Origin of the sequence: Actinoplanes sp. NPDC089786 (assembly GCF_040684855.1) — a bacterium.
Taxonomy (GTDB): domain Bacteria; phylum Actinomycetota; class Actinomycetes; order Mycobacteriales; family Micromonosporaceae; genus Actinoplanes.
Genome location: NZ_JBFBGU010000008.1, coordinates 26647 through 40791, shown reverse-complemented (window position 1 = coordinate 40791; position 14145 = coordinate 26647). Strand labels below are relative to the sequence as shown.

17 protein-coding genes are annotated in these 14145 nt (G+C 71.8%); 8 read left to right on the top strand and 9 right to left on the bottom strand.

The genetic code is table 11. The features are described from left to right. Nucleotide 1: 1 nt before the first annotated feature. From AB0O15_RS23585 to AB0O15_RS23570, 4 genes are read right to left on the bottom strand one after another with little or no spacing between them, the layout of a single operon-like run. Nucleotides 2-388 (bottom strand): VOC family protein, encoded by a 387-nt coding sequence (locus tag AB0O15_RS23585; RefSeq protein WP_364322191.1) that lies wholly within the window; start codon nt 386-388, stop codon nt 2-4. Nucleotides 389-401: 13 nt separating this feature from the next. Beyond that, nucleotides 402-1121, bottom strand: coding sequence for a MarR family transcriptional regulator (locus AB0O15_RS23580; protein ID WP_364322189.1), 720 nt, complete (start codon nt 1119-1121; stop codon nt 402-404). A gap of 39 nt (nt 1122-1160) precedes the next feature. Further along, on the bottom strand, nt 1161-1820 hold the full coding sequence (locus AB0O15_RS23575; protein ID WP_364322187.1) for a response regulator transcription factor: 660 nt from the start codon (nt 1818-1820) through the stop codon (nt 1161-1163). Then, nucleotides 1817-2920, bottom strand: a complete 1104-nt coding sequence (locus AB0O15_RS23570; RefSeq protein WP_364322185.1) for a histidine kinase — start codon at nt 2918-2920, stop codon at nt 1817-1819. The genes AB0O15_RS23575 and AB0O15_RS23570 overlap by 4 nt, the downstream gene beginning before the upstream one ends. Before the next feature lie 185 nt (nt 2921-3105). On the opposite strand from AB0O15_RS23570, the gene AB0O15_RS23565 reads away from it, so the two are divergent. The 3 genes from AB0O15_RS23565 (at nt 3106) to AB0O15_RS23555 (ending at nt 4933) form a co-directional block, all read left to right on the top strand. Continuing rightward, nucleotides 3106-3417, top strand: a complete 312-nt coding sequence (locus tag AB0O15_RS23565; RefSeq protein ID WP_364322183.1) for a DUF6223 family protein — start codon at nt 3106-3108, stop codon at nt 3415-3417. 153 nt (nt 3418-3570) lie between these two features. Next, nucleotides 3571-4062, top strand: a complete 492-nt coding sequence (locus AB0O15_RS23560; protein ID WP_364322181.1) for a SigE family RNA polymerase sigma factor — start codon at nt 3571-3573, stop codon at nt 4060-4062. A gap of 28 nt (nt 4063-4090) precedes the next feature. Next, nucleotides 4091-4933: a hypothetical protein gene (locus AB0O15_RS23555; RefSeq protein WP_364322179.1), complete on the top strand. Its 843-nt coding sequence runs from the start codon at nt 4091-4093 to the stop codon at nt 4931-4933. Nucleotides 4934-4968: 35 nt separating this feature from the next. On the opposite strand, the gene AB0O15_RS23550 is transcribed toward AB0O15_RS23555, so the two are convergent. Continuing rightward, nucleotides 4969-5340 carry a YciI family protein gene (locus tag AB0O15_RS23550; RefSeq protein WP_364322177.1) on the bottom strand — a complete coding sequence of 124 codons (372 nt, stop codon included), beginning with the start codon at nt 5338-5340 and terminating at the stop codon, nt 4969-4971. A gap of 687 nt (nt 5341-6027) precedes the next feature. Between AB0O15_RS23550 and AB0O15_RS23545 the strand changes: the two genes are divergently transcribed. Next, on the top strand, nt 6028-6345 hold the full coding sequence (locus tag AB0O15_RS23545) for a MerR family transcriptional regulator (protein WP_364322175.1): 318 nt from the start codon (nt 6028-6030) through the stop codon (nt 6343-6345). A gap of 59 nt (nt 6346-6404) precedes the next feature. Here AB0O15_RS23545 and AB0O15_RS23540 read toward each other — a convergent pair whose 3' ends face one another. After that, nucleotides 6405-7226: an ATP-binding protein gene (locus tag AB0O15_RS23540; protein ID WP_364322174.1), complete on the bottom strand. Its 822-nt coding sequence runs from the start codon at nt 7224-7226 to the stop codon at nt 6405-6407. 272 nt (nt 7227-7498) lie between these two features. Between AB0O15_RS23540 and AB0O15_RS23535 the strand changes: the two genes are divergently transcribed. The 3 genes from AB0O15_RS23535 (at nt 7499) to AB0O15_RS23525 (ending at nt 9772) form a co-directional block, all read left to right on the top strand. Continuing rightward, the gene (locus AB0O15_RS23535) at nt 7499-7840 is read left to right on the top strand and encodes an STAS domain-containing protein (protein WP_364322172.1); all 342 of its coding nucleotides are present in this window, start codon (nt 7499-7501) and stop codon (nt 7838-7840) included. Between the two features lie 145 nt (nt 7841-7985). Then, nucleotides 7986-9038, top strand: coding sequence for a hypothetical protein (locus AB0O15_RS23530; protein WP_364322170.1), 1053 nt, complete (start codon nt 7986-7988; stop codon nt 9036-9038). Nucleotides 9039-9115: 77 nt separating this feature from the next. Beyond that, the gene (locus AB0O15_RS23525; protein ID WP_364322168.1) at nt 9116-9772 is read left to right on the top strand and encodes a GntR family transcriptional regulator; all 657 of its coding nucleotides are present in this window, start codon (nt 9116-9118) and stop codon (nt 9770-9772) included. Here the strand turns inward: AB0O15_RS23525 and AB0O15_RS23520 are convergent. Continuing rightward, a complete protein-coding gene (locus AB0O15_RS23520; RefSeq protein ID WP_364322166.1) occupies nt 9769-11757 on the bottom strand; it encodes an ATP-binding protein in 1989 nt (662 codons plus the stop codon). The genes AB0O15_RS23525 and AB0O15_RS23520 overlap by 4 nt on opposite strands. A gap of 96 nt (nt 11758-11853) precedes the next feature. Here AB0O15_RS23520 and AB0O15_RS23515 point away from each other — a divergent pair, with 96 nt between their 5' ends. Next, entirely contained in the window at nt 11854-12738 is an 885-nt protein-coding gene (locus tag AB0O15_RS23515) for a cyclase family protein (RefSeq protein ID WP_364322164.1), read from the top strand. A gap of 568 nt (nt 12739-13306) precedes the next feature. Here the strand turns inward: AB0O15_RS23515 and AB0O15_RS23510 are convergent. Continuing rightward, entirely contained in the window at nt 13307-13615 is a 309-nt protein-coding gene (locus AB0O15_RS23510; protein ID WP_364322162.1) for a hypothetical protein, read from the bottom strand. A gap of 59 nt (nt 13616-13674) precedes the next feature. Continuing rightward, the gene (locus AB0O15_RS23505) at nt 13675-14121 is read right to left on the bottom strand and encodes an Hsp20/alpha crystallin family protein (RefSeq protein WP_364322160.1); all 447 of its coding nucleotides are present in this window, start codon (nt 14119-14121) and stop codon (nt 13675-13677) included. Nucleotides 14122-14145 lie beyond the last annotated feature (24 nt).

Here is a 14145-nt window from a genome sequence, read left to right as displayed (position 1 = left end):
CTCACGTCCCCGCGGGCTGGAACAGCTCGACCGGGTTGCCGGCCGGGTCGTCCAGCACGATCTGCCGGCCGCCGGGCCCGGTGATGATGTCGCTGCGGAAGGCGACTCCGGCCTCGCGAAGCCGGGCGACCTCGCTCCCGATGTCGTCGACGATGAGGTGGATGCGGTTCCAGCCGCCGGGTTCGGGGCGACGACCGTCGGGCATCGGCCGCCCGGCGGAACTCTCCGGGCCGGACAGCAGCAACCGCAGGTTGCCACGGGTCACGTCGGCGAAGGCGGGCAGGAACGTCGTGTTCGACGTGAACCCCAGGTGGCCGGTGTAGAACCGGATCGCTGCTCGGACGTCGTCCACGAGGTAGCGGACGCTGACGGTGGTGGTGTCGGTCATGACGCTTCCTTCGTCAAGATGTGCAGGGCGCTTCCTTCGTCAAGGTGTGCAGCAGGTAGGTGATGCGCTGGTCCAGCTCGTCGGCGACGGCCTCGAAGTCGGCGGGCCCGGCCGGTTCGGGAATGCTCCAGTGGATCGGGCGGGGGTGCCCGGGGAAGCCGGGACAGGTCTCCTTGACCTTGTCGCAGAGGGTGATCACGCGGTCGAAACGGCGGCCGGTGAACTCGTCCAGGTGCCGGGGCCGGGCGCCGGTGAGATCGATGCCCCGGGCGGCCATGGTCGCGATGGCCCGCGGGTGGACCGGCTTGGGGCGGCTGCCCGCGCTGTGCGCCTCGACGGCGCCGCCCGTGCGGTGGCGCAGGAGCGCTTCGGCCATCGGGGAGCGAGAGCTGTTGCCGGTGCAGAGGAAGAGCACCCGCGCGGTGACGTCCGGGGGCAGGGCGGGCGCGCCGAGGCGGAGGGCCGGATGCAGGGCGGCGCCGGCGCCGGCGAGCAGGTCGGCGCAGCGGGTGAGGTCGAGGGTGTAGAACGTGTCGCGGCGGTCGGCGCTGCTGCGCCGGGTGGACACGAGTTCGGCCTTCCGCAGCTTCCCGAGGTGGTACGAGACGAGGTTCTGCGGCTGGCCGAGACGCTCGGTCAGCTCGCGGACGGCCAGGTCTCCGTGTGCGAGTTCGCCGAGCAGCCGCCAGCGCAGCGGGTGCCCGCCCGCGGTCAGGAACGCCGGCGGCATCATGACCGGAGATTACATCAAACTGGTTTGATGCAATAGCGGTCACGGCTGCTGGGGAACGACCAGGCCGGTCTCGTACGCGAGGATCACCAGCTGAGCGCGGTCGCGCGCGTGCAGCTTGGCCATGGCGCGGTTGAGGTGGGTCTTGGCCGTGATCGGGCTGATCACCAGGTGGGCGGCGATCTGCTGGTTGGAGAGGCCGCGGGCGGCCAGGGCGACCGTCTCGCGTTCGCGGTTGGTCAGCCCGGCCAGCGCCGCCGGGTCGGGGCGTGGCGGCCGGGTGACGTACCGGTCGATGAGCTTGCGGGTGATCGAGGGCGCGAGCAGGGCCTCGCCGCGTGCGGCGACGCGGACGGCGTACAGGAAATCGTCCGGCAGGATGTCCTTGACCAGGAAACCGGCGGCACCGGCGCGCAGCGCGTCGAAGACGTAGTCGTCCAGGCCGTAGTTGGTCAGGATGACCACGTGAACGCCGGCCAGCTCGGGGGCGGCGGCGATCCGGCGCGTCGCCTCCACACCGTCCATCAGGGGCATCCGGATGTCGATGAGGACGACGTCGGGGCGGAGCTCATGGGCCAGGGCCACGCCCTCGGCGCCGTCGGCGGCCTCGCCCACGACGTCGATGTCGTCCTCGGCCTGGAGCAGGGCCCGGAATCCGCTGCGGATCAGGGCCTGATCGTCGACCAGCAGAACCCGGATCACGGCGGGCCCGGCACGGGAAGCTCCGCGTGCACGGTGAAGCCGCCCTGCTCGCGTGGCTGGGCGTCCAGGCGGCCGCCGAGGGCGGTCACCCGTTCACGCATCCCGAGCAGGCCGACGCCGGGCACCGGCGGATCCGAGGCGGTGGCCGTGCCGTCGTCGTCGACCCGGACGGCCAGCGCGCCGGGACGGTAGGTGATCTGGATCGAGGCGGTGGCGGCGCCGGCGTGCCGGGTGATGTTGGTCAAGGACTCCTGCACGATGCGGTACGCGGTGCGGTCGACGGCCGCCGGCACGCTGGTCCGGTCGCCCTCGATGGTGAGGGAGGCGTCCAGGCCGGCGGCCCGGGTGCGGTGCACGAGGTCGGGGACGTCGCTCAGCCCGTACCGCGGCTTGTTGTCGTCGTCGCGCAGCAGGCCCAGGGTCGCGCGCAGCTCGCGGGCGGCCTCCCGGCCGGCGTCCCGGATGGCCAGCAGCGATTCGGGCACCGGTTCGCCCCGTTTCCGGGCCACGTGCACGGCGGCTTCGGCCTGCACCTTGATCACCGAGATCTGGTGGGTGAGCGAGTCGTGCAGCTCCCGGGCGAGATGGAGCCGTTCCTCGCCGGCCCGGCGCAGCGCGGTCTCCTCCCGGGTCCGCTCCGCCTCGTCCGCCCGCCGCTCGGCCTGCCGCACCGCCTCCCCGGCGGCGCCGGCGGCGATCAGCCACGCCAGCTCCAGCACACCCCGTCCCCGCCCGAACGCCTCGGCCGCGTCGTGCCGGCCCGAGGCCATCGCCGCGAGCGGCAGGACGACCAGCATCAGCACGCTCACCACGATGGTGGCCCTACGGTGTCCGGCCCGCACGGCGCTGTAGACCGCGACCAGGTATCCGACCGCGAACACGTCGAACCCGGCCGCCTGGTAACCCACGGCGCACGCCCCGGCGGCCACCAGGACGGCGATCGGGGCCCGGCGCCGCGCGGCCAGCGCCAGTCCACCGAGGACCAGCGCCGAGAGGCCGAGCACCGCGAGGCCGCCCCGCGGGTGTCCCTCGGACAGCCCGACGATCAGCAGGATCGCGGCCACCCCGGCCGCGACCGCCCAGTCCCGCGCCCGGCCCATGGGGGCACCCTAGCCGGGCGTACCGCCGGAGCGACTCGTCCCGCCGGATGACCCGCGGCTACCGCCGACGCGGCAGCCCGGCGGTTTCTACCGCGTCCGCAGCAGCGTGGAGTGTCGGCGCCGGCACGATGCCCGGGCCGCCGCCTCGCGGAAAGACTCGGGTCTCAACCTGAAGGAGGGTTCTGATGATCGACGAATATGGCTTGACCGGCGGACGAGCCGTCGGTACGGCGGGCGCCGTCCTGGCCCTGGCCGCCACGATCCTCGCGGTCCTGGCCCTGATCCGCCGCATCGGCCCGCGGGGCGCGGCGCTGGCCGTGGTGGCGGGGTCGGCCGGGGCGGCCGCCGGCGTCCTGGTGCTGGCCGTGGCCGACTGCGGCCCCGGCACCGGCAACGGCGTCGTCGGGGCCGGCGCGGCCGTGGTGTTCGGTCTGATCGCGGCGGTCGTCGGCGGGATCGTGATGGCCCGGGCGCGCCGGACCACCCGGACCGGCTGACCCCTTCGGCACCCCACACCTCCACCGCTCCGACGGGCTGAGCCCGTACTCACCGCCGCGGTTCAATGAGCCGCGGCGGTGAGCCGTGCAACCTGGCGCGGGGTCCGCTGAGTCGTATCTCCGTCCATCACGAAGCGGAGGCCGGAGGGCACCTTGAGCCGCGGCGACGACCAGGAATTCCACGATTTCGTGGCGCAGCGCATGGAGCGATGGCGTCGTTCGGCGTACCTGATGTGCCTGGACTGGCACACCGCCGACGACCTCGTCTCGATCGCCGTCGCCAAGATCTACCGCCACTGGCGCGACGTTCGACGGGCCGACAACCCTGATGCGTACGCGCAGAAGGTGTTGACCCGCACCTGGCTCAGCGAGCGGCGGCGGCCGTGGCGGCGGGAACGTTCCGCCGAGGTGCTGCCCGACCAGCCGGTCACCACGCCGGATCACCTCGCCGACCGGGACGCGCTCGCCGGGCTGCTGCGCGGTCTCGGGCCACGTCAGCGGGCGGTGCTGGTCCTGCGGTTCTACTTCGATTGTTCGACCGAGCAGACCGCCGAGATCCTGCAGGTGACCGTCGGCACCGTGAAGAGCCAGACGGCGCGTGGGCTCGATGCCCTGCGCGCGGCCCAGCAGACCCTGCGCGGCTGAAGACCGCGCGAGAAGGAGTGACCGACTCATGAATCAGCAGCTGTTCGACGAGCTCACGGCCGACGCTCCGCCCAGCACGGTCGACGTGCCGGGAATCATCCGCCGGGAGAGGCGTCGCCGCGGCCTCCTCCGCGTCGGCGCCCCGGCGGCCGCCGCCCTGACCGTCCTGTCGGCGATCGCGGTGCTCGCCCCGGGTGACCCGCCGCCGGCGCCCTCGGTGGTGGCGCAGCCCTCGTCCACCACGACGCCCGGACCAGCGGGTTTCCGGCTCGTGGCCCACGACCGGGCGTCGGCCGCCGCCACGGCCGAGACGTTGCGGGCCGCCCTGGACGACGCCGTGCGCCGGACCGCACCGGGCGCGACCTGGCTCACGCAGGGCCTGACCAAGGAGGCGACGCCGGACGGCCGGCCGCCACGGATCTTCGGCGACGACCAGCGACGCCCGTCGAGCCAGATGTTCACCGGGACCACCGGCATCGCCCTCGACGGCCGGCGCGGCACGCTCAGCCTCGAGGTCATCTCGACCGATCCGTGTACGGGCGGCTCGCTCGCCAAGTGCCCTCCGACGGGGACGGACCCGCTGACCGGCCTGTTCGCCTGCGGGCCGGCGGCGAAGACGTGCACCACCGGCACCGGCGAGGACGGGCGCCGCCGGCGGGTGCAGACGATGGAGAGCCTGGGTGGCTTCCTCAGTCAGGAGACGAACGTCGAACTGGCCGACGGGCGGGTGCTGATGGTCGCCGTCACCAACCAGTTCATCAAGCCCGGCAGCGGGGTCACCAACGATTACGTCGCGCAGCCCGCCACGCCGCTGAGCCCGGCCGCGGTCACCGGGATCGCCACCACAATCGGTGACCGGATCCTGGCCTGACGCCCTGGTGCGTCACGCCCGCCGGGCCGGCCCCGTCACCCTCGGCCGGCCCGGCGGAGCATCGCGTCGGTCTCGGGGTCGGCCATCAGCTCGCGGACCTCCTGCGCGCAACGGCACCCGGCCGCGACCTTGGCCGCCCACGCCAGCGCCTCCTCGCGTGAGGGCACGTCGACGACCACGAACCCGCCGATGACCTCCTTGGTCTCCGGGTAGGGGCCGTCGGTGACCAGCCCGTCGGTGGCCACGACGCTCGCCCGCTGGCGCTCGAGTCCGGCCCCGAAGACGAACACGCCGGCGTTCACGGCCTCCTGGATCACCGCGTGCGCGGCCTTGCCCACGTCGGGCCAGTCGGCGTCGGGGATGTGGTCCATCGCGCCGTCGTTGAACGAGATCAAGTACCGGGTCATCCCATGGCTCCCTGGGTCGTGCCGCGGCGGCTCGTCCGCCGCCCGTCAGCCGTTCTGCTCACCTGTTCCACGAACGACCCGGCCCGGATCCGACGCTATCCTCCTTCGCCGAAGCTGGGAAAACTCGCCGAGAAAATCTATGACGGAAGTACTAGACATCCTCGGCAAGGTCGTCTAATGTTCCTGGTGTTGACAACGAGATCGCGGAACAAGCCGACGAAGTGACCGAGCGTCAAGCAGGGCTCACGCCGACACCCATGTCGCGGGCTCGCTCGGCACAGGTATTGGTAAGTGGCAAGGCAAGATCGGCAAGTGGCAAGACAAGACCTTGACGTAATTCCAGGTCAGGGCAACGCTCGTCGCACGTGTGCGGGGCCATGAAGTTTGCGTGGGGCTTCGACACCGGCGAGTAGCACGTCAGATGTTGGAAGCAGAGGAAAGGGAGGGCTGAACACCGTTGGATCGCCCGCGACCAGAACATGTTCTGAGCTCTGGGGCGGACACCGCAGTTTCCATCGAACGAGAGGTGGTCTCCGGTCACGCTTATGCGATCCTCGCACCCCATGCCGCCAGCGGCGGTAGGTGCGGATAAGACAACCCGACGATCGTGTCGGTAGATGGTGTGTAACCCATAACCCTGGGCCCCGGCGCTTTCGCGCCGGGGCCCTCGTCATGAAAGATTTCTATATGGCTCTATCCGACGACATGTTCGGCGACGACGACTACCCCGCCTACACGATGGGCCGTGCCGCAGAGATCACGGGCGCCTCACAAGACTTCCTGCGCCGGCTCGACGAGGCGAAACTGTTCACCCCGTTCCGCTCGGCCGGCGGACACCGCCGCTATTCCCGCTACCAGCTGCGCCTGGCCGCGCGAGCCCGGGAGATGGTCGAGCAGGGAACCGCTCTGGAAGCGGCCTGCCGCATCATCGTTCTCGAGGACCAGCTCGAAGAGGCCCTCCAGCAGAACGAGTCCTACAAGCGCGAGCAAGAATCCGGCGCCTGATCAGTCCCCCTCCGATCGCGTCCTTCCCTGGCCCTCCCGGTACCTGACCGTTCCGCCGGTCATGTCACCGTGGCCCAGACCACCTTGCCGTCCCGGGTCGGGATGGCCCCCCACGCCGAGGCGATCGTGTGCACCAGCCGCAGGCCTCGCCCCCGTTCGTCGAGCGAGGCCTGCGGGCTGGTGGGACTCGGTTCGCCCGGGCGCGGGAACCGGCTGACGCAGTCGTGGACCGCGACGTGCAGCCGGGTGCCGCTGCGTGACAGGGTGATGATGAAGTCGGTGCGGGCGTGCTGCACCGCGTTGGCGGCCAGCTCGGACACGACCAGCCAGGTGTCGTGCCGCAGCTCGGGCAGATGCCAGGCCCGGCAGGCCTCGGTGACCAGGTCACGGGCGGCCTTGACGGACGCGGGCCGGGGCTCCAGGCGAGCCTGGATCCGGTCCGCGCGCGATATCCGCGCGGCGATCGCCCGGCGCGCTTCGGGCACCATGGTGAACACGGATGGTTGCGATCCTTGGACGCCCCGGAGGCGGCGGCTCAACGCGGCCGCGCTGGGCAGGCAGAACGCCAGGTGCACCGGCGCGCTCCCGGACCGGGCCTGCTGCGCCGACGCGACCCAGAACGGCAGGCTGGCACCGTAGGGATCGCCCAGGTCGTGCAGGTCGACGATGATCGCGGCGGACGGTCCGGCCAGGCACAGGCGCAGGGTCGCGGTCAGGTGCTGGCACAGCAGCGGCGACCAGCGGCCGTGCGCGGCGATCTCGACCATCGTGTTGCCGGCGTCGCCGGTGACGGCAACACCGACCCCGCGGCGGCTGATGACGGCGGAGAGCAGGTACGGCGGCTCCATCGGCTGTGCCCGCGCGGGTCGATCCGCGGTCACGATGAACTCTTCGTCGGACGGTTCTCGACGGTCACAGCTGCTCCCGGGCACCTTGACAGAACGTGGTGCGCCACCAGGGGCTGGGGCAGCGGGCTGAGGGACGAGACACCGTCCCTCGCGACCCAACGGTATATCAGACCGCCAGGAACCGCTGGTCAGCCGATCGTGGAATCGATCTGGACGCGCGTACGGTGACGGTGTCACTCGCGCCCCCTCGGCGCCGTCCGGCCGGCCCGGCCGCACCCTGCTGACGAGGCGAGGTGAGGTACACCATGACGAGCGCGCCGTACGCCGACCCCGCCGCCGCCTTCTCGATCATCAGCCGCCCCACCACCGCGGGCATCCGGCTGGCCGTCAACGGTGAGATCGACATGTACACCGCCGGGCACCTCGGTCGCGCCATGGCCGGCGCCCTGCGCACCGGCGCCGCCGAACTCCTGATCGACCTGGCCCTGACCACCTTCTGCGACTGCGGCGGCATCACCACCCTGCTCTCCGCCCGCCACGACGCCGCCGGCCGCACCACCTTCCAGGTGACCAACCCCACCGGCCTGCCGCTGCGAGTGCTGCAAACCCTCGGTGTGTACGCCTTGCTCACCACCCGGAGCCGGTGAGCTCGGCCGGCTCCGCCCCGCCGAGACCATCAACCCGCCCGGGCCATCCGCGGCTGCTCGCCGATCCCGTGCGGCCGATCCGCACGGTCCCTTGTAGGCGGTGTCGCCAAGCGGAACACTGACGGCAGGCGACGACGCTGCGGAGGTGGCCGTGAACCGTACCCGGGTGGGACTCGCCTCGGTGGCCGCCGGTCTGCTCGGCCTGGCCACGGCCTGGTGGCTGATCGACAGCGAGGGCGGGTCCGGGGTGGTCGGCACCACGGCCGCGGTGGTGCTCGCCGCCGGTCTCCTGCTGGTCGCGTCGGAGCTCGGTGAGGCTGCGACCCGGATCTGTGGCGGTCTGCTCTGCGTCGCCGGGCTGGCCGTCGCCATCACCCAGCATGAGGTCTGGTGGTGGCTGCGGGCGGGCTGGGAGACGCCGATGACGGTCGCCGCGCTGCTGATCGCGGTGGTCGGGCTGGGCGTGCTGCTGTTCGCGTACGGGTTCCGGATGGCCGGCCTCAGCGGCGCCTGTGGCGTGCTTGCCGCTGCCGGGCTTCTGTCGGTGGCGCTGCCGTACAACGGCAGTGAGGACGAGGCGGTTCTGCGGGCCTGGGCCGCCGCTCTCGGTGCGGTGGCTCTCGTGGCCGGCTTCCGCGCTGCCGCCAGGCCGCCGCTCGCGCACTCCTTGGGCGTGGGCGTCACGTTGGTCGTGGCGGCGGTGCTGGGTGTGGCATTCGCGGGCTATGGCGCGTACGAGACGTACGCGCCGATCGGCTATCGAGCCGCGACCGTCACCGCGACGGTCGTCGGCATCGTGGCCGTACTCGTGATCGGTGGCCTGCCGCTGCGCCGGTTCCGCGGCGGCCTGCCCCGCCCCGCACCCGACGACGGCGTGGTCTCGCCCGAGCCCGGCGCGCCCGCAGTTCCGACGCCCGAGCCCGCCACGCCCGCACTTCCGACGCCCGAGCCCGCCACGCCCGCACTTCCGACGCCCGGCCCGCCCGTTCGTCGGTCACCCGAGCCGGCCGTGCCCACCGGGCCATCGGACCGGCCCGTGGCGGTCGACCGGACGCCGGCCGTTCCGGGCGCCGTGGCTTCGGCCGGTCGGTCACCCCGAAACCGGCTGGAGACGCTGTCCCTGGCCATCGGTGTCGTCATCGGACTGATCACCATCTTCAAGGAGATCATCGCCGCGGTGCGGTCGCTGGTCGGCTGACATCTCACGCCACACCGCGCCCCGGGCGCGCCCCGCATCGATTTGTCGAACCGTGCGTAGTGTGTGCAATATGTTGCATGCCGATTCCGCCGGGTAGCCCCGCCGTAGGCCGTCTGCTCCTGCGTGACGATGTCTACCGGCGTCTTCGCGACGCCATCGTCGACGGCACCTTCCGGCCCGGGGAGCAGCTCAAGGACGGCGAGCTCGCCGAATGGCTGGGGGTGAGCCGCACTCCGGTCCGCGAAGCCCTGCTGCGCCTCGGGGGCAGCGGCCTGGTGGTCACCCTGCCCGGTCGATCGACCAGGGTCAGCGCCATCGACACGCCGTCGGTGCGGGATGCTCGCGACGTCATCGCGGCCATGCACGCCCTGGCCGTCCGCCAGACCGCGGGCCGCCTGGGCGACGACGACCTCGACCGCATGCGGGACGCCAACCGCCGCTTCGCCGGGGCGCTCGACTCAGGCGACCTCGCCGCGGCCCTGGACGCCGACGAGGAAGTACACCGGATCCCGGTCGCCGCGCTGGGCAATCACGCCCTCGAGGCCGTGCTCGAACAGTTCGATCCGCTCGTACGCCGCGCGGAGCGGCTCCGCTTCAGCGCCGACGGCCACGCCTCCGTCGAGCTGCACTCCCGGCTGATCGACCTGATCGCCGCCGGCGACGCCGAGCAGGCCGCGTCGGTGGCGTTCGACATCTGGCACACTCTGCCGACCGACGAGCGCGAGACGGGTTAGGCGCGGCGGGATCCGGTTTCGCGTTCCCACAACAGTTCGGTGAGCTGGGCGATCGCCTTGTCCCGGTGCCGCCGGTAGGTGTTGAAGGACAGGTGCAGGGAGTCCGCGACGCGCTCCTGGGCGCCGGCCGGCCGCAGGAACGTGCGATCGATCACCACGCCGGACTCGGGCGTCAGCGTGGCGACGGCCTCGTCGAGCAGGTCCCGCAGGGTCTCGGTGGGCGCGCGTCCCGCTCTCCCGTGCTGCCGGACCACCCGGGAAGTCAGCAGCGGGTTCGACCGCAGCAGCTCCGGCGTGTGCAGGCTGCGCAGGGCGGAGCGGACGGCATCGGTGAACTCCGGCTCGGACAGCACCGCCTCGCCGAGGACCTCCCCGGCCGGCGGGGTCGGCGCGCCGATCTGCCGGGCGTGCAGCCGGTCGGCCAGTCCGGCCACGCCGGTCCGGCGCCAGTCGTGCGCGAACACCGGGAACCGGGACTCGCCGACCGTGTACTCGGCTTCGGCCGCCGCCCAGAAGCCGAGTGATTCCATGGCCGGGGCCCACAGCTCGGCATCCTCGAACGCGCCCACGAAGCTCCACGCCGCGTCGTCGCCGACCAGGAGGTTGTCCAGCATCTGCCAGGCGACGAACAGGGTCAGCGACCGCGACGGGCGCTGCCCGTGATCGCGGTCGAGGAAGAAGCGCCAGGCCCGGACCCGTTCACCTGAGCGCGGCGCCCCGTACTTCGACGTGTACGCCCACATCGCGTCGGCGCCCGGGTCCACGCCGAGATCGGCCTCGGTCAGGTCGAGGCACGCGCCGTAGCCGAGCGGTTCGCCGGTCTCGGTGCGGAAGACCCGGAACGCCTCGGGCCGGCGATTCATCCAGTACGCCGCCAGCTCGGCCTGGTCGCGCCCCTGCCGGTCGGCGGTCATGGCCACGATCGCCGGCCGGTCACGGTCATGCAGCTGGTCGGCGTACGCCCGCATGGTTGGTGGGAGCGAAGCGAACGCGGCCAGCGGGGAACGGGCGCCGTTCAGCACGACGGTCAGCACCAACATCTCCAGCCGCTCCCGCTCATCCGCGGTCGCCCGGACCAGCTCGTGGAACACGGCGAATTTTCTGCGGTACAGCTCGGCGTACCGGGCCGGGGAGCGCCAGCGCAGATCGGCGGTGATGGCGTCACGGACCACGTCGTGCGGATAGAGCCCGTACGGGGACTCGTCGATGAACGGTTGCGTACGCAGCCAGGCGAACAACTCGGCGGCATCGCCGTCGGCCATCGCGCGCAGCAGGTCCTCGGTCGTGACGGCGACCAGCGCACACACCTCCAGCGCCGTGCGGTGCCGGGCGCTCGGCACCTCGTCGATGATCAGCGCCAGCAACGCGCTCACCGTGTCGGGCTGGTCGGACAGCGATCGCGGCGTGGCACCGCGCCGTACGGCATCCGCCATCATCGACAGGGTCAGCGGGTGGCCACGGCTGATCGTCAGCAGCCGATCGTGCATCTCACCGGGAACGTCCTGGGCGCACAGGTAGGCGCGCCCCTCCTCGGGCGACAGGTTGCCGAGCGCGATCACCCGCGTCAAGGTCCGCCAGGCCGGGTCGGTGCGCCACCGCGGCCCGGGGGCACGCCGCCCGGCGATCACCACCAGGCAGGACGCCGGCAGAGCCGACAGATAGTGGTCGCGGATCCAGTCGTCGACCGATTCCAGCAGCTCGTACGTGTCGATCAACAGCACCGCGGGCACATCGCCGGGCAGGACGGGCGGCGCTCCCTGCCCGAGGGTCAGGTGCCGGGCGTCCACCCGTACCGCATCGAAGCCTTTCTCGGCGGCCAGGTCGGCGAACACGTCGAGCAGGGCGGTCTTGCCCACCCCGCCGAGCCCATGCACGAAGATCACGCCGGGGGCGCCCAGCGCGTCCCGGAACGCGGCGACCTCTTCCTCCCGGCCGGTGAAGGACCGCCGCCGCAACTCCCGCAGGGTGTGTCCGAGAGATGTCACGCGCCCGACTGTAGCCAGCGTCGCCCAGAAGAATGGGCAGCGGATGGGCACCGGAATGGGCTGGTGGGCACCGGCCGGCCCGTCGACGATCACTCCATGACCGACATCAACATCGCCGAATTCCCCACCAACTGGGGCCGCTGGGGCGACAAGGACGAGCTCGGGGCGGTCAACCTCATCACCGCGGAGGCCCGGGCGCGCGGCGCCGCCGAGGCGCGCACCGGCCGGACGGTCTCCCTGGCCCAGGAAACCCGGCCCGCGCCGCTGGTCGGCGGGCCGATGGCACGGATGAGCGCCGACACGACCGGTGTCCAGACCGCCATGCTCTTCACCGGGGCGTCGCCGATGGCGATGGCCGAGCTGATGATCGTCAACACCCACCACCCCGAGATCACCCACCTCGACGCCATGGGCCACTTCGTCACCGACGGGCAGGTCTACCCCGGCGTTCCACAGCACGAGAGCTCCGGCATGACCGGGGTCACCCACGGCGCCACCCACGTGTACGCCGACGGCATCCTGACCCGGGGCGTCCTGCTCGACCTGGCCCCGGGAACCCGCCTCGCGGCCGGTCACGCGGTGACGGCCGCCGACCTCGACGCCGCGGCCGAACGCGCCGGCGTCGAGGTGCAATCCGGCGACGCCCTCGTCATCCGGGCCGGCTGGGCGAGCGGCACCGACTTCGGCCAGGGAATGCCCGGCATGACCGTGGGCGCGGTCCGCTGGATGCACGACCACGGGATCGCCATCTACGCCGGTGACATCGGCGACGCGCACCCGCCCCTCAAGGACGAGTTCCCCGGCGCCCTGCACCGGCTCGGGCTGGCCCGGCTCGGCATTCCCCTGGTCGACGGCGCCTCCACCGACGCGGCGGCCACGATCTGCGCGGAGCTGGGCCGCTACACGTTCCTCTTCGTCGTCGCCGTGCCCCGGATCGCCGGCACCACCGGCCTGCCGGTCAACCCGCTGGCCATCTTCTAGAACTGGTCCGCGTCAGGGATGTCCCCGCCGGTCGAAGCTGCCCGCCGACGGTCCACATCGATCTCCTTACCGACTAGTTGGTTGGTAAGCGCCAGCTCCGTGTTGCTCATGCGCGTGTGGCGTGTCAGCCTCACCTCTCGTCGAGACCGGTGGTGATCTTGCTGTACACGTCGTTGGCGGTGATCCGGCCGTTGTGGATCCGGTAGAGGTCAAGCCCCTGCAACACCGTGCCGCCTTCGGCGGGGGCCACCGCTCGCAGACCACCCGGTGGCCGGCCGCCCAGACGTGACCGAGGATCGGGCTCGGGCCCATTTGGCGGCTTCCTCCCGGCCGCGAACAACGCGCGCCGGCCCGTCGCAGGCGTTCGGCAGTACTTCACGTTGGACCATGAACCAGACAACGGCTGGACAGCTTCACGGTGGACATGCCGAGGTCCCGCTGGACCACACCGCTGACCTGCGTGTCGAGTTCTCGCCGGCGGGCATCCGGAAGGGCCGTCCCCAGTCCCGCCGTGGTGGTGAAAGAGAGGCCGCCACCCGAACCGGGTGGCGGCCTCGCGGGTGGGACTTCACGGTGGCGGTCGTGGATCAGTGCTGGTAGCGCCGGGTTCGTGCTCGCGGGGCCGGGTCGGCGATGGTGACGGCGGGTCCGACCCGGGGTGTGGCGGGGCGGGTGGGGCCGCGGAGGGTGGTGCAGGGGGTGACGGAGGCGCGGGCGGCGTGGGCGGTTCGGTGAAGTTGGCGCCGATCAGGGCGTCGAACTCGCCGCGGACCAGGTCGGGGTCGCCGCTGATGAGCTCGGTGAATTCTTCGTCGAACCCGCGGTCCCATTCCGGGGACAGCGCGGTGCCGGCTTGCGCTGTGGGATTGCTGATCATGTCGGTCACCACCCGCCGCAGTCGTCCTCAGTGGGCAGCTGACGTGACGAACCGTCAGGTCAGCCGTTGATCACTTTCTGCTCACTGTCCTGACGCCCGGTCACGCTGATCTTGCGGGGCTTGGCCTTCTCCGCGATCGGGATCCGCAGCACCAGCACGCCGTTGTTGTAGGCGGCGTCGATCCGGTCCGCGTCCAGGGCGTCACCCAGGAACAGCTGCCGGGAGAACACGCCCGACGGCCTCTCACTGACCTGCGGTGTGGCGTCATCTCCCAGGTCGATCGGGCGTCGCTCCGCTCGCACGGTGAGCACATTGCGTTCCACGTCGATGTCGATCGCGTCGGCGTCCACGCCAGGCAGGTCGAACGCGAGCACGAACTCGTCGCCGTTGCGGAACGAGTCGACGGGCATCGCCGTCGGGCGTGACCAGGTCCCGGCGACCGTAGTGCCGAACAGTTGCTGGGCGAGCCGGTTGACCTCGGTGAAGGGTTCGCTGCGCATCAACATGGTGCCCACCTCCTGTGATCTCAA